Origin of the sequence: Microbacterium sp., assembly GCF_049650565.1 — a bacterium.
Classification (GTDB): domain Bacteria; phylum Actinomycetota; class Actinomycetes; order Actinomycetales; family Microbacteriaceae; genus Microbacterium.
This window is the reverse complement of the sequence record NZ_JBASAK010000068.1, coordinates 1-23,442: the sequence shown is the minus strand read 5'-3', so window position 1 is coordinate 23,442 and position 23,442 is coordinate 1. Positions and strand designations below refer to the sequence as shown.

The 23,442-nt window shown below is 68.6% G+C and carries 18 protein-coding genes and 1 tRNA gene; 10 read left to right on the top strand and 9 right to left on the bottom strand.

The genetic code is table 11. The features are described from left to right. Window position 1: 1 nt before the first annotated feature. Complete coding sequence (locus WA967_RS12245; RefSeq protein WP_424422943.1) at window positions 2-532, bottom strand: hypothetical protein; 531 nt, start codon at window positions 530-532, stop codon at window positions 2-4. Between the two features lie 67 nt (window positions 533-599). After that, window positions 600-1,469 (bottom strand): spermidine synthase, encoded by an 870-nt coding sequence (locus tag WA967_RS12240; RefSeq protein WP_424422941.1) that lies wholly within the window; start codon window positions 1,467-1,469, stop codon window positions 600-602. 235 nt (window positions 1,470-1,704) lie between these two features. Between WA967_RS12240 and WA967_RS12235 the strand changes: the two genes are divergently transcribed. Together WA967_RS12235 and rpoC are read left to right on the top strand one after the other, a co-directional pair. After that, window positions 1,705-5,205, top strand: a complete 3,501-nt coding sequence (locus WA967_RS12235) for a DNA-directed RNA polymerase subunit beta (protein WP_424422938.1) — start codon at window positions 1,705-1,707, stop codon at window positions 5,203-5,205. Window positions 5,206-5,265: 60 nt separating this feature from the next. Continuing rightward, window positions 5,266-9,132: a DNA-directed RNA polymerase subunit beta' gene (gene rpoC / locus WA967_RS12230; RefSeq protein WP_424422936.1), complete on the top strand. Its 3,867-nt coding sequence runs from the start codon at window positions 5,266-5,268 to the stop codon at window positions 9,130-9,132. Between the two features lie 85 nt (window positions 9,133-9,217). On the opposite strand, the gene WA967_RS12225 is transcribed toward rpoC, so the two are convergent. Continuing rightward, on the bottom strand, window positions 9,218-9,844 hold the full coding sequence (locus tag WA967_RS12225; RefSeq protein ID WP_424422934.1) for a hypothetical protein: 627 nt from the start codon (window positions 9,842-9,844) through the stop codon (window positions 9,218-9,220). 340 nt (window positions 9,845-10,184) lie between these two features. On the opposite strand from WA967_RS12225, the gene WA967_RS12220 reads away from it, so the two are divergent. Then, window positions 10,185-11,102, top strand: a complete 918-nt coding sequence (locus WA967_RS12220; RefSeq protein ID WP_424422932.1) for a PfkB family carbohydrate kinase — start codon at window positions 10,185-10,187, stop codon at window positions 11,100-11,102. Between the two features lie 104 nt (window positions 11,103-11,206). Then, window positions 11,207-11,530 (top strand): hypothetical protein, encoded by a 324-nt coding sequence (locus WA967_RS12215; RefSeq protein ID WP_424422929.1) that lies wholly within the window; start codon window positions 11,207-11,209, stop codon window positions 11,528-11,530. On the opposite strand, the gene WA967_RS12210 is transcribed toward WA967_RS12215, so the two are convergent. Further along, on the bottom strand, window positions 11,511-12,596 hold the full coding sequence (locus WA967_RS12210) for a carboxylate-amine ligase (protein ID WP_424422927.1): 1,086 nt from the start codon (window positions 12,594-12,596) through the stop codon (window positions 11,511-11,513). The two genes, WA967_RS12215 and WA967_RS12210, sit on opposite strands and share 20 nt — an antisense overlap. 199 nt (window positions 12,597-12,795) lie before the next feature. Here WA967_RS12210 and WA967_RS12205 point away from each other — a divergent pair, with 199 nt between their 5' ends. Together WA967_RS12205 and WA967_RS12200 are read left to right on the top strand one after the other, a co-directional pair. Then, a complete protein-coding gene (locus WA967_RS12205) occupies window positions 12,796-13,839 on the top strand; it encodes an iron-containing redox enzyme family protein (protein ID WP_424422924.1) in 1,044 nt (347 codons plus the stop codon). Next, window positions 13,836-14,033 carry a CDGSH iron-sulfur domain-containing protein gene (locus WA967_RS12200; protein ID WP_424422921.1) on the top strand — a complete coding sequence of 66 codons (198 nt, stop codon included), beginning with the start codon at window positions 13,836-13,838 and terminating at the stop codon, window positions 14,031-14,033. The genes WA967_RS12205 and WA967_RS12200 overlap by 4 nt, the downstream gene beginning before the upstream one ends. A 51-nt stretch (window positions 14,034-14,084) precedes the next feature. Here the strand turns inward: WA967_RS12200 and WA967_RS12195 are convergent. From WA967_RS12195 to WA967_RS12180, 4 genes are all read right to left on the bottom strand, one after another. Next, window positions 14,085-14,168: transfer RNA gene (locus WA967_RS12195), tRNA-Tyr, on the bottom strand. Between the two features lie 97 nt (window positions 14,169-14,265). Next, entirely contained in the window at window positions 14,266-15,027 is a 762-nt protein-coding gene (locus tag WA967_RS12190; protein ID WP_424422919.1) for a nitrilase-related carbon-nitrogen hydrolase, read from the bottom strand. A gap of 4 nt (window positions 15,028-15,031) precedes the next feature. Further along, window positions 15,032-16,411 carry an APC family permease gene (locus tag WA967_RS12185; protein WP_424422917.1) on the bottom strand — a complete coding sequence of 460 codons (1,380 nt, stop codon included), beginning with the start codon at window positions 16,409-16,411 and terminating at the stop codon, window positions 15,032-15,034. Window positions 16,412-16,444: 33 nt separating this feature from the next. Then, window positions 16,445-17,326, bottom strand: a complete 882-nt coding sequence (locus tag WA967_RS12180) for a carbon-nitrogen hydrolase family protein (RefSeq protein WP_424422914.1) — start codon at window positions 17,324-17,326, stop codon at window positions 16,445-16,447. Window positions 17,327-17,422: 96 nt separating this feature from the next. Here WA967_RS12180 and WA967_RS12175 point away from each other — a divergent pair, with 96 nt between their 5' ends. After that, on the top strand, window positions 17,423-18,163 hold the full coding sequence (locus WA967_RS12175) for a FadR/GntR family transcriptional regulator (protein ID WP_424422912.1): 741 nt from the start codon (window positions 17,423-17,425) through the stop codon (window positions 18,161-18,163). A gap of 117 nt (window positions 18,164-18,280) precedes the next feature. On the opposite strand, the gene WA967_RS12170 is transcribed toward WA967_RS12175, so the two are convergent. Beyond that, window positions 18,281-18,595 carry a DUF2249 domain-containing protein gene (locus WA967_RS12170; protein WP_424422910.1) on the bottom strand — a complete coding sequence of 105 codons (315 nt, stop codon included), beginning with the start codon at window positions 18,593-18,595 and terminating at the stop codon, window positions 18,281-18,283. Window positions 18,596-18,655: 60 nt separating this feature from the next. Between WA967_RS12170 and WA967_RS12165 the strand changes: the two genes are divergently transcribed. Genes WA967_RS12165 through WA967_RS12155 form a run of 3 tightly spaced genes read left to right on the top strand, consistent with a single transcriptional unit; the run spans window position 18,656 to window position 23,294 of the window. Next, complete coding sequence (locus WA967_RS12165) at window positions 18,656-19,273, top strand: helix-turn-helix transcriptional regulator (protein ID WP_424422908.1); 618 nt, start codon at window positions 18,656-18,658, stop codon at window positions 19,271-19,273. Further along, window positions 19,270-20,583, top strand: a complete 1,314-nt coding sequence (locus WA967_RS12160) for a hypothetical protein (RefSeq protein ID WP_424422905.1) — start codon at window positions 19,270-19,272, stop codon at window positions 20,581-20,583. Before WA967_RS12165 ends, WA967_RS12160 begins: the two co-directional genes overlap by 4 nt. After that, window positions 20,580-23,294 (top strand): multicopper oxidase domain-containing protein, encoded by a 2,715-nt coding sequence (locus WA967_RS12155; protein WP_424422903.1) that lies wholly within the window; start codon window positions 20,580-20,582, stop codon window positions 23,292-23,294. Before WA967_RS12160 ends, WA967_RS12155 begins: the two co-directional genes overlap by 4 nt. Window positions 23,295-23,442 lie beyond the last annotated feature (148 nt).

Here is a 23,442-nt window from a genome sequence, read left to right as displayed (position 1 = left end):
GTCAGATCAGGACGTCGACGTTCTCGGTGCTGCGGCGCTCGGCGGCCTCGATGGCGCGCAGCGCCTTCTCCAGCTCGGCATCGTCAGCTCCGGCCTCGCGGCGCAGGAACAGCGAGCGCTTGAAGCTCTCCCTGGCCTCGGTGAACTCCTGCGCCTCGTACGCGTTGCGGCCGCGATGCTGGTGCGCGAACGCGGCGATGCCGGCCCAGCGCTGTCCCTCCGCCTCATCGGCCACGTGCAGCAGCTCCTTGGCCGCAGCCTCGTGCGCACCGCGGTTCTGCAGCACGGTCGCGTGCAGCACCCGAGCGCGCAGCAGGTCTTTGCGAGTGCCCGCCATGCGCGCCTGGCGCACGGCCTCCTCGGCGGCCTCCAGAGCCTCGTCGAGCCGGTCGAGCACCTTCAGCAGGAACACGCGCTCCATCAGCAGAGGCAGGCTGCGCTGGTGCTCGATCTCCTCGAGCCGCATGCGGCATTCCCGCTCGTCGACGATCTCGCGCAGAGTCTCCGGGTCGTATCCCTGGATCACATTCACGACTGCTCCTCTCCGCGTCGTCCCAGTCTGCCCCGCGCCACCGAGAACCCGTCGAGGCACGCCCGGCTCACCTCAGGAACAGCGAGGAATCCGGCTTCGGAGAGGCCGTGGCGTCGGCATCCGTCACGATCTGCGCGCCGTGCGCGAAGGCGACCGCCTCCTGACCCTGGGCGATCTTCGCCGGATGGGGACCCGCGGCCAGGATCCGCGGCAGCCACTCGGTCGGAAGCGGGGAGGCGGATGCCGCCAGCACGAGGTTCCCGAACCTGCGCCCCTTCAGGATCTGCGTGTCGGCCAGCACCGCGACATCTGCGAACGCGACCGCGGCCGTCGCCACCTGCCGGCGCGCGAACGCGAGCCCGGGCCCGTCGGCGACGTTCACCAGCAGCACGCCGTCGGGAGCCAGCAGCCCGGCGATCTCGCGGTAGAACTCCACGCTGGTCAGATGGGCCGGCGTCTGCGCGCCCGAGAAGACGTCCGAGACCACCAGGTCGCAGCGGCCGCGCAGCGCGGGCGGCAGCCGCCGCAGCCCCTCGCGGGCGTCGCCGATCCGCATCCGGATGGCCGCGCCCTTCGGCAGCGGCAGATGCTCGCGCACCAGTTCGACCAGCGGCGCCTCCCACTCGATCACCTGCTGCCGCGACCCGGGCCGGGTCGCGGCGATGTAGCGGGGGATGGTCAGGGCGCCGGCGCCCAAGTGCACGGCGCTGAGAGGAGCGGATGCCGTGGCGCCGAGCTGATCGATCACCGCGCCCATCCGCACGACGTACTCGAAGTGCAGATGCCGGGGGTCGTCGAGGTCGACGTGGGACTGCGGCGTGCCGTCGACGATCAGCTCGAAGCCGCTCGTGAACTCGCTGGGCGCGATCTCGGCGATGCCGCCGTGCTGCAGCCGGATGCGCGGATTCTCGGCATCCCGGCCGCGTGCTCTGCCCATGAGCACGAGCCTATCCGGCATCCGGATCCGGGAATGCGGATGCTTTTACCGCAGCTTTCCGGATTGGTCAAGGATCACACTTGCCATGTCGCAGAATCGGGCTTATAGTTGGTAGTTGCGCTCGCTATCTCCGTGCCCTCATATGGTGGTCGGCAGTCGTCGAGGTCTCGAGCGCGCACTCCACCGACGTCTAGGAAACTACCAGCCCCTGCCCGGGCTCACGGAGGTTACTCCCTTGGCTGCTGCTCGCAACGCATCCACATCCACCACCAAGAAGAACGGCCGCGGAGTCTCCCGCCTCTCGTTCGCCAAGATCTCCGACACGTTGGCTGTCCCTGATCTGCTGGCAATCCAGACCGAGTCGTTCGGCTGGCTCGTCGGCAACGACAGCTGGAAGGCCCGCGCGGCCGAGGCCAAGAAGGCCGGACGCAACGACGTCCCGCAGGTCTCCGGCCTCGGTGAGATCTTCGAGGAGATCTCCCCCATCGAGGACCTGGGCGAGACCATGCAGCTCTCGTTCACGAACCCGTACCTGGAGCCCGAGAAGTACTCGATCGACGAGTGCAAGGAGCGTGGCAAGACGTACGCCGCCCCCCTGTACGTCGAGGCCGAGTTCATGAACCACCTCACCGGTGAGATCAAGACCCAGACGGTCTTCATGGGCGATTTCCCGCTGCAGACCGACAAGGGCACGTTCATCATCAACGGCTCCGAGCGCGTCGTCGTCTCGCAGCTGGTGCGCTCGCCCGGCGTGTACTTCGACAAGACGCCCGACAAGACCAGTGACAAGGACATCGTCACCGCCCGTGTCATCCCGTCGCGCGGCGCCTGGCTCGAGTTCGAGGTCGACAAGCGCGACCAGGTCGGCGTGCGCATCGACCGCAAGCGCAAGCAGTCGGTCACGGTCTTCCTGAAGGCCCTCGGCATGACCAGCGAGGAGATCCTCGCCGAGTTCGCCGGCTTCCCCTCCATCGAGGACACGCTGTCCAAGGACACCATCCTCACCAAGGAGGACGCGCTCCGCGACATCTACCGCAAGCTGCGGCCGGGCGAGCAGGTCGCCGCCGAGGCCGCCCGTGCGCTGCTGGACAACTTCTACTTCAACCCGAAGCGCTACGACCTGGCCAAGGTCGGTCGTTACAAGATCAATCAGAAGCTCGGGCTGGCCGGCGCTCTGACCGATTCGGTGCTGACTGTCGAAGACATCGTCGCGACCATCAAGTACATGGTGCGCCTGCACCGCGGCGACGAGTCCTTCGAGGGCATCCGCTCGGGCAAGAAGGCCGAGATCCGCATCGCGACCGATGACATCGACAACTTCGGCAACCGCCGCATCCGCGCCGTCGGCGAGCTCATCCAGAATCAGGTCCGCACGGGCCTTTCCCGCATGGAGCGCGTCGTCCGCGAGCGAATGACCACGCAGGACATCGAGGCGATCACCCCGCAGACCCTGATCAACGTGCGCCCCGTGGTGGCCGCGATCAAGGAGTTCTTCGGCACCTCGCAGCTGTCGCAGTTCATGGACCAGAACAACCCGCTCGCGGGTCTGACCAACAAGCGCCGTCTGTCGGCCCTGGGCCCCGGTGGCCTCAGCCGCGACCGCGCCGGCGTCGAGGTCCGCGACGTGCACCCGTCGCACTACGGCCGCATGTGCCCGATCGAGACGCCTGAAGGCCCGAACATCGGTCTGATCGGCGCGCTTGCGACGTTCGCGCGCATCAACTCGTTCGGCTTCATCGAGACCCCGTACCGCAAGGTCGAGGGCGGTAAGGTCACCGACCAGATCGACTACCTCAGCGCCGCTGAGGAGGCCGACTTCAACATCGCCCAGGCCAACGCGCCGCTGGCCGCCGACGGCCGCTTCACCGAGACCCACGTGCTGGCCCGCCCCCGCGGCGGATCGGGCGAGGTCGACCTGTTCCTGCCCGAGGAGATCGGCTACATCGATGTCTCGCCGCGCCAGATGGTGTCGGTCGCGACCTCGCTGGTGCCGTTCCTCGAGCACGACGACGCGCAGCGCGCGCTCATGGGCGCCAACATGCAGCGCCAGGCCGTGCCGCTGCTGCGCAGCGACTCCCCGCTGGTCGGAACCGGTATGGAGGGCTACACCGCCATCGACGCCGGCGACGTGATCACCGCGCTGAAGGCCGGTGTCGTCAGCGAGGTCTCCGCCGACCGCGTGGTCGTCATGCTCGACGAGGGCGGCACGCAGGAGTACCACCTGCGCAAGTTCGACCGCTCCAACCAGGGCACGTCCTACAACCAGCGCGTCGTCGTCAACGCCGGTGAGCGCGTGGAGGTCGGCGAGGTCATCGCCGACGGCCCCGCCACCGACAACGGCGAGCTCGCGCTCGGCAAGAACCTGCTGGTCGCGTTCATGCCGTGGGAGGGCCACAACTACGAGGACGCGATCGTCCTGAGCCAGGAGATCGTGAAGGACGACACCCTCTCCTCGATCCACATCGAGGAGTACGAGGTCGATGCCCGCGACACCAAGCTGGGCAAGGAGGAGATCACCCGTGACCTCCCCAACGTCAGCCCCGAGCTGCTGAAGGACCTGGACGAGCGCGGCATCATCCGCATCGGCGCCGAGGTCCGCCCCGGCGACATCCTGGTCGGCAAGGTCACCCCGAAGGGCGAGACCGAGCTCTCGGCCGAGGAGCGCCTGCTGCGTGCCATCTTCAACGAGAAGAGCCGCGAGGTCCGCGACACCTCCCTGAAGGTGCCGCACGGCGAGCAGGGCACGATCATCGCCGTCAAGGAGTTCAACGCCGAGGAGGGCGACGACGAGCTGGGCTCGGGCGTCAACCGCCGCGTCGTGGTCTACATCGCCCAGAAGCGCAAGATCACCGAGGGCGACAAGCTCTCCGGCCGCCACGGCAACAAGGGCGTCATCGCCAAGATCCTGCCGGTCGAGGACATGCCGTTCCTCGCCGACGGAACCCCGGTCGACGTCGTCCTGAACCCGCTCGGCATCCCCGGCCGCATGAACTTCGGCCAGGTGCTGGAGACCCACCTCGGGTGGATCGCCAAGCAGGGCTGGAAGGTCGAGGGCAACCCGGAGTGGGCGGCCAAGCTGGCCGACGACGCCCGCGACGTCGCCCCGAACACCAAGGTCGCCACCCCGGTGTTCGACGGTGCGAGCGTCGACGAGGTCGCGGGGCTGCTGGACTCCACCCGCGTCACGCGCGACGGCGTGCGCCTGGTCGACCGCTCCGGCAAGACCCAGCTGTTCGACGGCCGCTCCGGCGAGCCGTTCCCGGACCCGGTGTCGGTCGGCTACATGTACATCCTGAAGCTGCACCACCTGGTGGACGACAAGATCCACGCGCGCTCCACGGGCCCGTACTCGATGATCACCCAGCAGCCGCTCGGTGGTAAGGCCCAGTTCGGCGGTCAGCGCTTCGGTGAGATGGAGGTGTGGGCCCTCGAGGCCTACGGCGCCGCCTACGCACTGCAGGAGCTCCTCACGATCAAGTCCGACGACATCCTCGGCCGCGTCAAGGTGTACGAGGCCATCGTCAAGGGCGAGAACATCCAGGAGCCGGGCATCCCCGAGTCCTTCAAGGTGCTCATGAAGGAGATGCAGTCGCTCTGCCTGAACGTCGAGGTTCTCTCGGCCGACGGCACCGCGGTGAACCTCCGCGACACCGACGACGAGGCCTTCCGTGCGGCGGAGGAACTCGGCATCAACATCTCCAGCCGCTTCGAAGCCGCGTCGATCGACGAGATCTGACACGCAGGCATGGCTCAGTGACCCACGGGTTGCAGACAGATTTTCTACACAGGAGAACAAGTGCTCGACGCAACAACTTTCGATGAGCTTCGAATCGGCCTCGCGACCGCGGAGGACATCCGCGGATGGTCCTACGGCGAGGTCAAGAAGCCCGAGACCATCAACTATCGCACGCTGAAGCCCGAGAAGGACGGGCTCTTCGGCGAGCAGATCTTCGGACCCTCCCGCGACTGGGAGTGCGCCTGCGGCAAGTACAAGCGCGTTCGCTTCAAGGGCATCGTGTGCGAGCGCTGCGGCGTGGAGGTCACCAAGAGCTCCGTCCGTCGTGAGCGCATGGGCCACATCGAGCTCGCCGCGCCCGTCACCCACATCTGGTACTTCAAGGGCGTCCCGTCACGCCTGGGGTACCTGCTGGACATGGCGCCGAAGGACCTCGAGAAGGTCATCTACTTCGCCGCGTACATGGTCATCTCGGTCGACGAGGATGCTCGTCACCGCGACCTGGCCACGCAGGAGAACAACATCCGCCTCGAGCTGAAGACGCTGGGCGACCGCCGCGATGCCAAGATCGCGGAGCGCATGGCCAAGCTGGAGGAGGAGCTCGCCGCCCTGGAGGCGGAGGGTGCCAAGGCCGACGCCAAGAAGAAGGTCAAGGACGCCGCTGAGAAGGAGATGACCCTCACCCGCAAGGGTGCCGACGAGGCCATCGCCAAGCTCGAGCGCGTGTGGGAGGACTTCCGCACCCTCGAGGTGGGCGCGCTGCGCCCGGAGGACGACGTCTTCCACGAGCTGCAGGACCGCTTCGGTCAGTACTTCGAGGCCTACATGGGCGCCGAGTCCATCAAGCGCCGCCTGGAGATCTTCGACCTGGCCGGGGAGGCCGAGAGCCTGCGCCTGCAGATCTCCGAGGGCAAGGGCCAGCGCAAGATCCGCGCGATCAAGCGCCTGAAGGTCGTCAACTCCTTCCTGCAGACCGGCATGAGCCCGGCCGCCATGGTGCTGGACGTCGTCCCGGTGATCCCGCCGGAGCTGCGCCCGATGGTCCAGCTGGACGGTGGCCGCTTCGCGACCAGCGACCTGAACGACCTGTACCGTCGCGTGATCAACCGCAACAACCGTCTTCGTCGTCTGATCGACCTCGGCGCCCCCGAGATCATCGTCAACAACGAGAAGCGGATGCTGCAGGAGGCCGTCGACGCGCTGTTCGACAACGGCCGCCGCGGTCGTCCCGTCACCGGCACCGGCAACCGCGCCCTGAAGTCCCTGAGCGACATGCTCAAGGGCAAGCAGGGTCGCTTCCGTCAGAACCTGCTCGGCAAGCGCGTGGACTACTCGGGTCGCTCGGTGATCATCGTGGGCCCGCAGCTCAAGCTGCACCAGTGCGGTCTGCCCAAGGAGATGGCGATCGAGCTGTTCAAGCCGTTCGTGATCAAGCGCCTGATCGACCTGGGCCACTCGCAGAACATCAAGGCCGCCAAGCGCGCCGTCGAGCGCACCCGTCCCGAGGTGTGGGACGTGCTCGAGGAGGTCATCCGCGAGCGTCCCGTGCTGCTGAACCGTGCACCCACCCTGCACCGCCTCGGCATCCAGGCGTTCGAGCCGCAGCTCGTCGAGGGCAAGGCCATCCAGCTCCACCCGCTGGTGTGCGCCGCGTTCAACGCCGACTTCGACGGCGACCAGATGGCCGTGCACCTGCCGCTTTCGGTCGAGGCTCAGGCCGAGGCCCGCGTGCTGATGCTGGCCTCGAACAACATCCTCAAGCCGTCCGACGGACGCCCGGTCACCCTGCCTTCGCAGGACATGATCATCGGTCTGCACCACCTGACCACGGTCAAGGAGGGCGCTGCCGGTGAGGGTCGTGCGTTCGGCTCGGTCGGCGAGGCCATCCTCGCCAACGACGAGGGCACGCTGGACCTGCAGGCCAAGGCGCGCATCCGCATCCCCGGTCTGACCTTCCTCGAGGGCGAGGCCCCCGAGGGCTACGAGCGCCACGGCCTCGTGGACGTCTCACTGGGTCAGGCGATCTTCAACGACACCCTGCCGAAGGGTTACCCCTTCGTGCGCGGCGTCGCCGACAAGGGCAAGCTGTCGCAGATCGTCAACAAGCTGGCCGAGGAGTATCCCAAGGTCGAGACCGCGGCCTCGCTGGACCGGATCAAGGACGCCGGCTTCCACTGGGCCACGCGCTCCGGTGTGACCGTCGCGCTGAGCGACGTCGTCACCCCGCCGAACAAGGGCGAGATCGTCTCGGGCTACGAGAAGCGCGCGGAGAAGGTCCAGGGCCAGTACGACAAGGGTCTGATCACCGACGCCGAGCGTCGTCGCGAGCTCATCCAGATCTGGACGAGCGCCACCGACGAGGTTCAGGCCGCCATGATCGAGAACTTCCCGTCGGACAACACCATCTATCGGATGGTGTCCTCGGGTGCTCGAGGCAACTGGCTGCAGATCCGCAACATCGCGGGTATGCGCGGTCTGGTGAACAACCCCAAGGGTGAGCTCATCCCGCGTCCGATCATCTCCTCGTACCGCGAGGGCCTGTCCGTGGCGGAGTACTTCATCGCCACGCACGGTACCCGCAAGGGTCTGGCCGACACCGCTCTGCGCACCGCCGACTCGGGTTACCTGACCCGTCGTCTGGTGGACGTCTCGCAGGATGTCATCATCCGCGAGGACGACTGCGGCACCACGAAGGGCCTGGAGCTGCCGATCGCCGAGCCGAACACGGCCGGCGAGCTGGTGCGCAACGCCAACGTGGAGAACTCCGTGTTCGCCCGTACCCTGGCATCCGACGTCGTGAACGAGGCCGGAGAGGTTCTCGCGACCGCCGGTGAGGACGTCGGCGACGTGCTCATCGACAGGCTGGTCGCGGCCGGTGTGCAGTCGATCAAGGTCCGCTCCGTGCTGACCTGCGACTCGGCTGTCGGCGTCTGCGCGCAGTGCTACGGCCGTTCGCTGGCCACCGGCAAGACGGTGGACATCGGCGAGGCCGTCGGCATCATCGCTGCCCAGTCGATCGGCGAGCCCGGCACCCAGCTGACCATGCGCAACTTCCACCTCGCGTCGGCCGGTGACATCACCCAGGGTCTGCCGCGTGTGCAGGAGCTGTTCGAGGCACGCACGCCGAAGGGCGCATCCCCGATCGCCGAGGCCGACGGCCGCATCGCGATCGAGGAGACCGACAAGGCCAAGAAGGTCATCCTCACGCCCGACAACGGTGATGAGGAAGTCGTCTACCCGGTGCTGAAGCGCGCGACGCTTCTCGTCGAGGACGGCCAGCACGTCTCCGTCGGCCAGCCGCTTCAGGTCGGCACGCTCGACCCCAAGGAGGTCATGCGCGTCATGGGCGCCCGCGAGGTGCAGAAGTACCTCGTCGGCGGTGTGCAGGGCGTGTACCGCTCGCAGGGCGTGCCGATCCACGACAAGCACATCGAGGTCATCGTCCGTCAGATGCTGCGCAAGGTCACCGTGGTCGACCACGGCGACACCACGCTGCTGCCGGGTGAGATGGTCGACCTGAAGCGCTACCAGCAGATCAACCGTGAGGCCGTGTCCGAGGGCAAGCGCCCCGCATCCGGTCGCCCGGAGCTGATGGGTATCACGAAGGCGTCGCTCGCGACCGAGTCGTGGCTGTCGGCGGCTTCCTTCCAGGAGACGACCCGCGTGCTCACGCAGGCCGCCATGGAGGGCAAGCGCGATCCGCTGGTCGGTCTCAAGGAGAACGTCATCATCGGAAAGCTCATCCCGGCCGGCACCGGTCTGACCAAGTACCGTGACATCACGGTCGAGGCCACCGAGGAGGCCAAGAGCGAGCGCTACCCGAACCGGATCTTCGCATCCGACGGCGCGTACGCCGACGGCGACTTCGGCTATGTCGACTTCGACGCGTTCTCGACCGACGACATCACGCCCGGTACGTACAACTGAATGTGATTCAAGCTCCCTGTTCGGAGCCGTAAGGCCCCGGCCCTCTTCGGAGGACCGGGGCCTTTCCCGTGTCGTCGCGGGGCGCTCAGCCCCAGATGCTCTTGATGATGCTGGATGTGTAGCCTCTGGGCGCGAGGTTCGAATACCGGGTGTCGATGAGCACGTCCTGCCGCCAGAACAGCGTGCGGCCGTCGGTGACCGGGTACTGCGTGTTCTTCCACGTCTTCTCGCAGCGCGTGCCGCCGTCGGGCGTGAAGCAGGTGAACCCCTGGCTGTCGGCGAGGCTGTTGAGCAGGTCGAGGGCCAGACTGCGCGACATCCGCTGGATCTTCGTCGTGAGCCGCGTGGTGTCGGCGCGCGGGTCACCCCAGTTGCACACGAGCGAGCCGTTCTCGAGGCTGCCGCTCTCGCCGAACGCCGGGTCGTTCAGAGGCACGTCCTTCAGCTGTGCGAGCACGCTCTGCGACAGGATCGCCTTGCAGTCCGCCGGAAGCTTGACGGCCTTCGTCGTCGGTGTGGGCGTCGGCGTCGCCGAACCGATCGGCGAGGGCGTGTCCGGTGGTGTCGCCTGATCGGTCGGTGCAGACGAAGCGGATGCCGGTGGCGCGGAGTGTCCGGCGGCGGGCTCCTTCTGGGATGCTGGGGTGCAGGCGGCCAGTACGAGCATTCCTGCCAGGAGGAGCGCGATCACCGCGCCATCGCGGATCTTCATGCCCACAGGCTAGGCGAGCGCGATGCCGGCGGTTTCGCGCCGCGCCGGTTGGGTGTGGCCGCCGGAGCACGGCATCCGACCTCCGGGTTCGGCGCCGGAGCAAGGCATCCGAGATCCGGGAGACGTCCCTGATTCGGACGAAGATCGCCGTTCTCCTCCGGTTCCGAGCAGCCTTCCGGTTCTGCGGCGGCCAACAGCAGGAGAACATGCCGGGAACAGGCGAATTTTGCGGAGATCGTCCTGTCCTCGGCTGTTCTCCTGTCCTCAGCCGGTAGTGAGGATGAGGCGGAGCATGCGGGCGGATGCCGGAGCATCTCGCATCCCGCGATAGTCTCGCGGGATGAGCACTGAGCACGGTGTGGTCGTCATCGGCGATGCGCTGATCGATGAGATCCGGGATGCCGCAGGCATCCGCGAGCTCGTGGGCGGGGCCGCCCTCAACGTCGCCGTCGGGCTGCGCCGGCTGGGCGTGCCCGCGACGCTGATCGCGATGGTGGGAGCGGATGCCGCGGGCGACCACATCCGCGAGTACCTCGCCGACCACGGCGTGACGCTCATCGCGAGCCCGTCAGCAAGCGGATCCTCTCGCGCGGTCGTGACGCGCTCGGCAAGCGGCGAGCCGGAGTACGCGTTCAACGAGGCCGCGCAGCGGCGCAGCATCCGCTACTCCGCCGAGGCACTCGACGCGATCGAAGCGGCGGCGCTGGTTGCGGTGAGCTGCTTCCCCTTCGACGTCCAGGCGGAGGTGCAGGCGCTGGCGGACGCCACCGCGAACGCACGTCTGGTGATCGACCCCAACCCGCGTACCGGGATGCTGCACGACCGGGTCGCCTTCATGCGCGGCTTCGAAGGCCTCGCGGCGCGCGCCGAGCTGGTGAAGGTCGGGGCCGACGACGCCGCCCTGCTTCACGAGGGTGATCTCGACGCCCTGCGCCGGCGGCTGCGCGACCTGGGGGCGGATGCCGTCCTCGCGACGGCCGGCGGCGATGGCGCCGTGCTGGAATCGGATGCCGGTGAGCTGGCGGCTCCGATTGCGGAGTTGCCCGGCCCGATCGTCGACACGGTCGGGGCGGGCGATGCGACGCTGGCAGCGGTGGCCGAGGGGCTCGTCGACGAGCAGCCGTCATCCGAGAAGGAGTGGCGGCGGCTGCTCGAGCGTGCCATGCTCATCGCCGCCGCGACCTGCCGTGCCGAGGGCGGCCTGCTGCGCACGCCGGAATCCCTCGGGAACGTCGAGCGCGGCTTCTTCGGCAGCTGAGACCCGGGAGCAGACGGCATCCATACTCCCGTGATCGACGGCCGTCAACCCTCTGAGCACCGCGTGCGAGCCGACGTACGGTCGGGATCGGTGAAAGGAGCATCATGTCCATTCCGAGCTTCCCGGCGGTCCCGCCGGACGATGACGACGACTACGACGTCACGACGACCGAAGAGGGCGGCGAGACGCGGCTGAATCCCGATGTCGACGACGACCTCGTGGACAGTGCGGAGGCGGACCGGCTCGCATCCGGCGCCGGGTCCGCGGACGCGAAGCCGCCCACGACGCAGGAGGACGATCCGCTGCGCGCCGAGCTCGGCGAGAACGGACAGGGCGATCTCGCGCCCGAGGACGACCCCGAGACGGATCCGTCGGACGCGCCGGCCGACCTGCGCACCGCGGAGCCGATCAGACGGCCGCAGCGCTGAACGCGCGTGCGTGGAGTCTCGACAGCCCCTCCACACCGTCTCGCAGCGCGTCGCGCTGGCGCGTCGCGCCCGTCCCCTCGATCGCGATCCGCTCGAAGAACTCGGCGACGCAGTCGTCCGCACGCTGCTCCTGCGCAGCCGGTGCGATCACGCCTCGCAGGGATGCGATGGCCTCGGCTGCGTCCTGCTGTGAATCGCTGGTCGGGTCGTAGATCCGCTGCGTGATGCCCCAGCGCGCCGCATGCCACCACTCTGAGTCCAGCACGTGGGTGCGCACGTGATGCGGCGGGCGGTCGGCCTGCGCGCAGGCGTGCGCGAGCGCGCGGAGCACGGATGCCAGCCCCAGCGTCGAGTCGGAACCGAGCTGGGCATCGCAGACCCGGATCTCGACGGTGGGGAATCGCGGTGACAGCCTCACAGCCCAGCCGTTGCTGCTGTACGAACTGGTCGCGCCGACGCCCTGCAGTCGTGCCACCAGGGACTGGTACTCCTCGTAGTCGTGGAAGTGGGGCGGTGTCCCGTGCGTCGTCCAGCGGCGGACCTGAATCGAACGCCAGCTGTGGTGTCCGGTGTCCGCCCCGGCCCAGAACGGCGAGTTCGACGACAGGCCGACCAGCAGCGGCAGCCAGGGACGCAGGCCGTTGACGACCCGCACGCCCTCCTCGAGGCCGGACACTCCGACATGCACGTGCATTCCGTTGATCAGGTGCTCTCCGGCGAGCATCCCGACATCGCGGGCGATGCGCCTGTAGCGGGCCGACGAGAACTCCGGCGGGCGCCCGGGCAGATCGAACGGGGTGCCGCTGCCGATCGCCCTCAGGCCGTGCTGCTTCGCCCAGGCGCCGAGCTCGGAGCGGAATGAGCTGATCGCGAGCCGCGCTTCCTCGAGATCCTCGCAGATCGCGGTGGCGTGCTCCAACTGGGAGGGCAGGAACTCGTTCGTCACCTCTCCTCGGTGGGGGCGCTCGCCGAGTTCGGCGACAGCATCGCCTGCGAGATCCACGGGTGCGAGGGTGCGACGATCGACGAGCATGAACTCCTCCTCGATCCCGAAAGTGCGCATCATCGGGTCACCTCCCATCCGGCCGGTGTGCTGGTCATGATCCTGCTCGTGCCGTCACCGCATGGTGAGGGGGTTGACACTGCAGGCACTGCCGGGTGGTCGCCCATGCGCAGTCGAGTATCCGCCGCGGAGCGCGACGTCAAGGGTCTCGTCGCCATCGTGCGGTCCATGCCATCGTGGAGGCCGACTCGAGAGGACCGTCATGGACGCGACACGATCCCGCTCCCACCGCATCAGGACCATCCCGGCGCGAGGGCCCCTCAGTGCAGCCCTCCTGCGAAGGCTCGACGGCGACACCAGGGCCGACCTCCGGCCGGAAGCACAGGCGGCGATCGACGCCGCCGACGACATCCTCCGCGATGGCGACATCCAGTTCGCCCTCTTCCTGCTCTATGCGCTCGCCTACGGCTCGCTGCCGGGACTGGATGCGCGGCTGGAGTGGGACGCCGACCTGCTCGCCGTGCGATCCGAGCTGGAGGGAGCCTTCGAGGCTGCGCTCCGCGGCATCGTCCCGGTGCCGTCCGCGCCCGAGCCGTCGGTCGGGGCGGTGGCCGCAGCATTGTTCGAGCTGACCTCCGCGGACGACGGTCCGAGCCTCACGCGATACGTGGCGAGGAAGGCGACTCGGGAGCAGGCGCTGGAGTTCCTCGTGCTCCGCTCGATCTACACCCTGCACGAGGCCGATCCCCACTCGTGGGCCATCCCGCGCCTGCATGGCAGGGCGAAGGCGGCCCTTGTCGAGATCCAGGCCGACGAGTACGGCGGCGGGCGCCCCGATCGCGTGCACGCCGAGATCTTCGCGAAGTCGATGCGCGGAGCGGGACTGGACGATCGCTACGGCGCGTACGCGGACGTCGTCCCCGCGCTCACGCTGACGTCGCTGAACATGATGTCGATGTTCGGCATGAACCGGAGGCTGCTCGGCGCCATCGTCGGTCACCTCGCCGCATTCGAGATGACCTCATCGATCCCGAACCGTCTTTACGGAGACGGACTGCGTCGCCTGGGGTTCGGCGAAGACGTCACCGACTACTTCGACGAGCACGTCGAGGCCGATGCCGTGCACGAGCAGATCGCCGGACATGACCTCGCGGGCGCACTTGCCGAGGACCATCCCGAGCTGCTGCCCGACATCCTCTTCGGCGCATCCGCCTGCCTCGCGGTCGACGGCCTGGTGGCCGAGCACGTGCTGGAGCGCTGGCGGAGCGGCCGCTCCGCCCTGGTCGAGAAGGGGAGTGCCGCATGAGCGATCGGCCTGTCACGATCACGCCGTACCCCAACGGCCCGCTGATCGTCCGCGGCGACATGCAGCTGGCCACGGCGGACGGGACGACGATTCCCGCGCGCACCGGAGCCGTGGCGCTGTGCCGCTGCGGAATGTCGGCGATCAAGCCGTTCTGCGACGGCACCCACAAGGTCACGGGCTTCAGGACGGGATGAGGACACCGGCGATGAATGACTGAAGGCCCTCGCTCAGCGAGGGCCTTCAGCTGGTGGCAAGTGAGGGATTCGAACCCCCGAAGCTTACGCGGCTGATTTACAGTCAGCTCCCTTTGGCCGCTCGGGCAACTTGCCAGTGCACCCCCGTCCGGCTTGTCCAGTCAACCGGGGGCGCGAGTATCAAGCATACCGGCCCGATGCCACTCGAAAGAAATCGAGGAGCGATGATCGGTCAGCGTGCAGCAGCAGCGCGCGCACGCGAGGTGGCAGCCGGATCGACGTCCACGCACAGCATCCCCGGTGCGGCATCGAGCACGCCCAGAACGACGCCCATCGGATCGACGACCAGGCTGGTGCCGATCGACACCGGCGGCGCCTGGCACACGGCGGCGGTGACGATCATGTTCTCAATGGCACGCGCGGCCGCGAGCACGCGCCACTGCTCGACCTTCTGCGGGCCGGGCACCCAGGACGCGCACACCGCCAGGATGTCCGCGCCGTCACCGGCCAGCTGCGCCGCCACGGACGGGTGGCGCAGGTCGTTGCAGGTCATGACTCCGACCCGGATTCCGGCGAGCGCCATCACCACGTGCCGGGGCGGGGCGGGGCGGGAGATCCACTGCGACTCCCGGAAGCCGTAGGAGTCGTACAGGTGGATCTTGCGGTAGGCGCCCGCCGGCGAGCCGTCCGCATCGAATCCGACCAGGGTGTTGAAGGGGTTCCCGCCCGCAGCATCCGCTTCGACCATCCCGGCGATGACGGCGATCCCGTGACGCCGGGCGAGGGCGGAGAGGGCGCAGGCGAAGCCGCCGTCCAAGGGCTGAGCGACCGCAGCGAAGCTGCCGTCCACCGCCTTCTTCTCGTACATCGCGTACTCGGGGAACAGGAGCAGGTCAGCGCCTCGCGCCGCGGCGTCGTCGAACCCGGCTTCGATGAGCGCGAGGTTGTGCGCGACATCCGTGCCGGAATCGATCTGCGCGAGCGCGAGGCGCATGAGCTCACTCCGCCGCGGAGGCGGTCACCGGATCCGGCGCGCTCGGATCCTCGTCCTTCTCGTAGGTGAGTTCAGGAGGAAGCGTGCGGAACCCCTTGGTGACGAACGCCAGCACCACGATCCCGACCGCCAGCCAGCTCAGCCCCAGGACGATCGCGTTCGAATCGAGCTTGGTGAGCAGGTATCCCGTGATCACCGCGCCGATGGCGGGGATCACCACGTAGACGAGCGGATTCAGCATCCGTCCGCTGCGGCGCTCCTTCACGTAGTACACGATGACCGACACATTCACCATTGTGAACGCAGTGAACGCTCCGAAGTTGATGAACGACGTCGACGTCGCCACATCCAGGAACAGCGCCGCCATCCCGACGAGACCGATGAGGACGATGTTGACGACGGGGGAGCGGAACCTGCGGCTGACCTCGCCGAAGATGCGCCGCGGGAGCGCGCCGTCGCGTCCCATCGCGTACAGCAGACGTGCGGCGGATGCCTGGGCGGCGAGTCCCGAGGCGAACTGCGCGATGACCAGGCCGGCGAGGAAGATCGCGCCGAACACGTTGCCGCCGATGGTCAGCGCGATGTCGAATGCCGCCGAGGAGGCATCCGTGAACTGCCCGCCGGGGTGGACGAGCTGCGTGGTGTACGACACGAGGATGAAGATCCCGCCGCCGATGAGGGCGATGAGCATGATGGCGCGTGGAACCGTGCGGGTCGGATTCTTCGTCTCCTCGGTGAAGGTGGTCACGGCGTCGAACCCGAGGAACGAGTACGCGGCGATGGCCGCGCCCGCAGAGACCATCGTGAAGTTCGACGTGCCGTTCGCGAAGGGACCCGCGTCGAACAGTCCGCCGGCGCCGGAGCGGCTGACGACGGATCCGATCGACAGCGCCACGAACAGGACGATGACGAGCACCTGGAACGCCATCATGATGTAGTTCGTGCGGTCGGCGACCTTGATGCCGAGGATGTTGAGGATGGTCGTGGTGATCACGAACCCGACGATCCACACCCACCCGGGCACGGCCGGGAACTCCGCCTGGAGGTAGGCGCCGCCGATGAGCCAGATCACCATGGGCAGGAACAGGTAGTCCAGCAGCACGGCCCAGCCGACCAGGAAGCCGACGCGGGAATCGATCGTGCGACGCACGTACGAGTATGCGGATCCCGCGACGGGATAGGCGGTCGCCATCCGCCCGTAGCTGGATGCCGTGAACAGCATCGCGACGAGCGCGACCAGGTACGCGGACGCGCTGGCGCCTCCGGTCGTCTCGGCGACGACGCCGAAGATGCCGAGGACGATGAGCGGGGTCATGTAGGCCAGTCCGAACAGGACCAGCGAGGTGAGCCCGAGTGATCGGGTGAGGTGGGGTTGGGTGGACATCTTCGTCTCCTGTCGGGTTCTGGACGTGCTGGACTACTGCTGATGCGTACGGGTCGTGCTCTGCGGCTCCCACCGATGGGGATCGATGCGGCCGTCGTAGAGGGGGAGGCTGATGGCGCTGTCTCCGGGCAGGAACTGGGACCACATGCGGTTGCTCCCGGCGGTGCCCTCTTCGCGCACGCGGTCGACCTCGTCGAGATCGAGGGTGACGTGGAGCACCTCCGGATCGGTACCCGCGGTGGCGAGCACCTGCCCCTCGGGGTCGACGATGATGCTCTGCCCCATGCCGATGGGGCCTGCGCAGTTGACGCTGACCGTGAACGTCTGGTTCACGATCGAGTTCGCCCGGGCGAGGACCAGCTCCTGAGCGCGGTCCGGGGTGGTGGTCTTCACGATATTGATGACCACCTCGGCCCCCATCCAGGCCAGGTGGCGGGTGACCTCGGGAAACCAGGCGTCGTAGCAGATCGACAGCCCGGCCGTGCCCGTGCCCAGGTCGCAGGTCACGAAGGCGTCGCCCGGGTCGAAGGGCTCGAACGGCCGCCAGGGGAACACCTTGCGGTACGACGCGGTCACTGCGCCGTCGGGGGCGATGACCAGCGCCGTGTTGTACAGCTCGTCGTGCTCACCGCGTTCGCAGATGCTGCCGGGGATGAGCCCGACGCCCGCATCGCGGGCGATGCCGCGGAGATCGTCGATGAGGGTGCTGTCCAGTGCCACGGATGCTGCGCGCTGGCGCTGCTCGCGTTCCTCAGGAGGCCAGGCATCGGCGCTGAACAGGTGCAGCTCCGGGTAGACCACGACGTCGGCGCCGGAATCCCGCTGCCGGCGGACGTCGGCGGCGAAGGCCTCCAGCGGGGTGCCGAGGCGGACGGGTGCTGCCTGCACGGCGGCGATGCGGAGCGTGCGAGTCATCGTGACCTCCTTGTCAGCCGATCCGGGTTCGGATGCGACCTCCCTAAAATAGATCACAATGAACAGTTAAGTCCAGTCCCGGGATAGTGTGGGGGCATGTCGAGTGCAGGAGAGGCGGCGCGCGGCGCCCTGCATGACCCGGAGCTGACCGGGATCACGCGGCTGTCCGCATCGGACACGGTGCGCGCGCGCATCGCTCTCGCCGTCGAACTCGACCTCATCGGGGCCGGCGAGCGCCTGCCGCGGGACGCCGAGATCGCGACGGCTCTCGACGTCAGCGAGATGACCGTGCGACGGGCCCTCGAGTCCATGGCGGAGGACGGGCTCGTCGAGCGCCGCCGCGGTCGCAACGGCGGCACGTTCACGACGGGGCGCCGCGATGCGAGCCCGGATCAGGCAGCCGAGGTCTACCGGCAGGACGCCGCCGAGGTGCACCGCCTCATCGACGTGCGCACGCTGCTCGAATGCGCGCTCGTGCACCACGCGGCCCTGTCAGCCACGCCCGCCGACGTCGCCGCCATGGAATCGCACGTCGCGGACGCGTCTTCGGCGGGCGACTGGAGCGCGTACCACCGCGCCGACGAGCAGTTCCATCTGGCGGTCGCGCAGGCGGCCGACCTGCCGTGGGCCGTGGAACCCTACCGCGCGGTGCTGGCTGAGCTGTACACCTACTTCATCCCCTATCCGATCGAGCGGCTGCACCGCGCGAATGAGGATCATGTCGGCATCGTCGACGCCATCCGGCGGCACGACCCGATCGCTGCGGTGGAGCGCATGCGATCGCATGTGCAGATCCTGCACCGCACGATGTACGTCGGCGGCGCGACCGACGCATGACGATCGCCGACGTCGTGCGCCGAAACCCCTCCTGAATGCCGAGACCCCCTCGTGAATCGCGTGATCCGCGAGGGGTCTCGATGCTGCGAGGGTCTCGGCGGGATGTGCCCGGAGAGATCAGCCGGCGTTGCGCACCAGGATGCGGAAGCGCTCAGGGCCCTGCTCGACGTACTTGGTGGTGTAGGCGGCGCCGTGCTTGGCCTCCAGCTGCGTGAGCAGCGGCAGCGGGTTGTGCGTCGCCGAGATGATCAGCGCAGCACCCGGGCGCAGTGCCTCGATGGCGCCGAAGATCGCCGCGTGACGGATGGCGTGCGGGATGAGCTGCACGTCGAGCTCGGGCAGGTCCTCGTCTACCTCGCCGCAGGTGCAGTTCGCGGCGTGGCTCTGGTCGACGGCCTCCGACCTCGACCGGTGGATCTCGATGTTGCCCATGGGGTGTTCTCCATCTCTGCGGGTAGGGGTTTCGTCGATGATTTTATTACAATAAGTACCGTGGAAAAACAGCGGAGGACTTCACGCACGCGCGAACGCGTGCTCCGGGAGGTGGAATCCCGCGGATCGGCCAGCACAGCGGACATCGCGGCGGCCACCGGGCTGCACGAGAACACCGTCCGCGAGCACCTCGATCGGCTGCGCAACGACGGCAGGCTCCGCCGCATCCGCGCGCAGGCCCAGGGCCGCGGTCGCCCCGGGTGGCGGTGGGAAGCACCCCGCCCCGACATCGTGAACCCCTACGCGGGGCTCGCCCTCGCGCTCGCCGACTCCCTCGACCGCGTGGCCGACGACCCCGTCGCGCAGGCTCGCGACTCCGGCATCCGCTGGGGTGCGCAGATCGCCGAGGATCGCCCGGACGCTGAGGAGGACACCCGTGCGCTGGTGGTCGACCTCATGCGCGAACAGGGCTTCGCCCCCGAGGAGGAGGGGCCGGACATCGTGCTACGTCGCTGCCCGCTGCTGGCGGCTGCGGCACGCCGCACCGACGTCGTCTGCGCCGTGCACGAGGGGATGATCGCCGGCATCGTCGGCTCCCGCGCCGGCCACACGGATGCCGCCCTGCTGCCGCTGCGCGCCGACGGCGGCTGCCTGCTGCACCTGCGTGTCGCGTCGTGAGCGCCGAAGAGTCCCTGACGACCGGCAAGCGCCTGACGACCGGCAAGCGCGTGAACGGCGACAGGGGCGTGCTCACCGACAAGCGCGAGCGCAGGCGCCTCCCCGCGCGGATGCTGTGGATGCTGCCCGCCGGCATCGCGCTGCTCGCTGGGCTCGATGCCGGCCTCATGCTGCTCGGCCTGCCCGCGCCGGTCACCGCCGAGCGCCTGCCGCAGGTGCACGGGATGCTGCTGTCGCTGGGCTTCGTCGGGACCCTGATCAGCCTGGAGCGCTCGACGGCATACGGGAGACCTGCAGGCTTCATCACGCCGGCGCTGCTGGGCATCGGCGGCGTGCTGCTGGTGGTCGGGCCCGTCCCGCTGGTGGTGGGGAAGATCGTGCTGGCCGCGGGAGCGGCATCCTTCGTGCTGCTGTACATCCCGCTCTGGCAGCGGCAGTACGACGCGGCGCTGCTCACCCAGCTGCTGGCGGCGGGACTGGCCACCGTGGGAGCGGTGATCTGGATCGGGCAGGAGGAGATGACGCGCGTCATCCCCTGGCTGATCGGATTCCTCGTGCTGACCATCGCCGCCGAGCGCGTGGAGCTCGCGCGCATCACGATGGGGCCGAAGGCCGGCATCCGGCTTCTGCTGCACGCCTGGGCGATCACCGCATCGCTGGCGCTGGGACTGGCCTTTCCCGATCTCGGATCGATCCTGCTCGGCGTCTGGCTGCTCTCGCTGACCGGCTGGCTGATCGTGCACGATGTGGCACGGCGCACGATCAGGGCCAAGGGCGTCACGCGGTACATGGCCGCCTGCATCCTGGCCGGCTACGTGTGGCTGGCGCTGGCGGCGCTCGTGCTGCTGCTGGGGTACCCCTCCGGCCAGCCTGCGTACGACGCCGTGATCCACGCCGTGTTCCTGGGCTACACGTTCTCGATGATCATGGCGCACGCCACCACGATCCTGCCGGCCGTGCTGCACATCGCCCTGCCGTACCGGCCCATCTTCTGGGCGCCGATCTCGATCCTGCAGCTCGCGCTGGTCGTGCGACTGTGGGTCGGCGACGGGCTCGGGATGCCGGCGGGCTGGCAGATCGGCGGAGTGCTCGGCGTCATCGCCCTGCTGCTGTTCATGGCCGTGTCGATCACCAGTGCCGTGCTGGGGCCCATCAAGGCCGGCCCCACGGCATCCGCGCAGGCCGACCCGACGGAGGCCGGCCGCGTGACGCTCGGCCTCGCGAAGCCCGCATCCACGGCATCCGCCTCCGATTCCCCCGAGACAGGAGCGTCTGCCCGCAGGGCGCCCTCTGAAGGACCCTCTGCATGACGCCGAACATCTCCGCGGCACCCGAGCCTGCTCCCGCACCCCGCAACCGCGGCTTCTGGCCGATGCGCGACATCCCCACCCTGCTGTGGCTCATCCTGGTGGTGCTCGCCGCTCTCGCGCAGGGCGTGCTGCCGATGCCGGGCTGGCTGATGATCCACCTGCTGCTACTGGGTGCCGTCACGCACGCGATCCTGGTGTGGAGCCAGTACTTCTCGTTCGCCCTGCTGCGCAGCCGTGCCACCGAGGCCGATCGCCGCACGCAGACCTGGCGGCTCGTCCTCTCCAACGGGGGCGCCGCGGTCATCATCACCGGAGTGCTCACCCGCGTATGGCCGGTCACTCTCGTCGGCGCGGCGGCGCTGATCGCTGCGGTGCTGTGGCACGGCATCAGCCTGTGGCACCGGGCACGTCGCAGCATGCCGGGCAGGTTCGGGCACACCATCCGGTACTACATCGCCGCCGCCGCGCTGCTGAGCGTCGGCGCCGGCCTCGGAGCATGGCTGGCCCGCGGCGACGGCTCCTCGAACCTCGTGCTCGCGCACGCCTTCATCAATGTGCTGGGCTGGATCGGCCTCACGGTCGCCGGCACCGTCGTGACACTGTGGCCGACCATCCTGCGGACTCGCGCGCACGAGAACTCCGCGACCGGCGCCGCCAGTGCGCTGCCGCTGATGGCGGTGGGAGTGCTGGTCGCCGCCGTCGGCGCCACCATCGGGCAGCTGCCCGTCGTCGCGCTGGGCCTGGCGGGCTACCTCGGCGGACTCGTCATCATCGGCGTCTCGCTGTTTCGCGCAGCCCGGCAGAAGGCGCCGCGCAGCTTCGCCGCGCTGTCGGTCGGCATGGGCCTGATCTGGTGGGCGGGCGTGGTCGTCGCGCTCATCATCGGCGCGCTGACGGCCTTCTTCACGGGCGCCGGCTTCGATGTCCTCGAAGGTCTTCTCCAGCGGACCGTGCCGTTCCTGGCCGCGGGCTTCGCCGCGCAGGTGCTGGTCGGCGCGCTCAGCTACCTGATCCCCGTCGTGCTCGGAGGGGGGCCCACGCCGGTGCGCACCGGCACCCGCGGGTTCGATGCCGCGGGTCCGCTGCGCGTCGCCACGGCCAACACGGCGCTGGCCGTCTCCGCACTGCCGGTCTCGGGCGCGGTGAGCACCGCCGCAGCCGTGATGTACCTGATCGCGATGGCGTCGTTCCTGCTGGTGATGCTGACGGCCATGCGCGCGCAGCGGCGCTCCAAGGCCGAGGGAGCCACCCTGAGCCTGGAGCAGAAGAGGCTCACCGGCGGCGACCCGCGTGATGCACCGGAGCCGGGGGAGGATGCCGCGAGGCCGGCACGCAGACACGGCCCCATCACTCCCGAAGGCGAGCAGCCCCACGGCCGCCGTGCGGGGCAGGCCGTCGCAGGACTGCTGGCCGTGCTGCTGGTGGTGGCCGGCGCCTCCGCCGCCGACCCGGCCGGGATGGGCTGGGGCCCCGCGCCGGCAGCATCCTCGAGCGCGCCGACGAAGACCGTCGAGGTGCAGGCCGCGAACATGCGCTTCACACCCAACCGCATCGAGGTGCCCGCCGGCACGCGGCTGATCATCAAGATCACCAACACCGACAAGCAGCTCACGCACGACCTGGTGCTGGCGAACGGCGCCACCAGCGCACGACTGGGCCCCGGCGCCTCCGACACGGTGGACGCCGGCGTGATCACCGCGAACACCGACGGCTGGTGCTCGGTGCCCGGACACCGCCAGATGGGCATGGTCATGACCATCGTCGCGACCGGCGCATCCGCATCTCCGACGCCGGAGCCGACCGCTTCCCACGACAGGGGAGACATGGGCTCCATGCCCGGCATGGAGGAGAAGCCCGGTCCGACCTTCACGCCGTTCAAGGCCGCGGTCGACCCGCTGCCGGCATCAGACGGACCCGTCACCCGCGCGCTGACGCTCACGGTCACCGACAAGAAGATCGAGGTCGCGCCGGGCATTACGCAGACGCTGTGGGTGTACAACGGAACGTCACCCGGGCCGCTGTTGCACGGCAGGGTCGGTGACAGGTTCGTCATCACGCTCGAGAACAAGGCGACGATGGGGCACTCCATCGACTTCCACGCCGGCGCGCTCGCCCCCGACCGGCCCATGCGCACCATCGCCCCGGGTGAGAGCCTGACCTACACGTTCACCGCCACGCGCGCAGGCATCTGGATGTACCACTGCGCGACCATGCCGATGACCTCGCACATGGCCAATGGCATGTTCGGCGGCGTGATCATCGAGCCCGACGACCTTCCCTCGGTGGATCGCAGCTACGTGCTCGTGCAGAACGAGTACTACCTGGGCGACCACGACGGGGGCACCGTCGACGCGGACAAGATCGCCGAGGGAAAGCCCGATCTGGTGACCTTCAACGGGTACGCGAACCAGTACGACCACGCGCCTCTCCCGGCGAAGGCCGGCGAGCGGGTGCGGGTCTGGGTGCTGGATGCCGGGATCGAGCGCGCCACGAGCTTCCACGTCATCGGCGGACAGTTCGACACGGTGTGGTCGGAGGGCGCGTACCTCCTGAACAGGTCGAAGGACACCGGTTCGCAGGCGCTCGCTCTGGATCCCGGTCAGGGCGGATTCGTGGAGCTGACGTTCCCCGAGAAGGGCACCTATCCGTTCGTGTCGCACTTCATGATCGATGCCGAGCGCGGCGCGCACGGGCTGTTCGACGTGCAGTAGGGGCGCCCGGCGGAGCCGGATTTCCTAGACTGAACCGATGCGACCACTCACCGAGGCACAGATCCGTGCGTCCATCGGGAACGCGGATGCCGAAGAGATCGCCCAGATCGGGATGCCGCACGACTTCATCCTGACCGACTGGGACTAC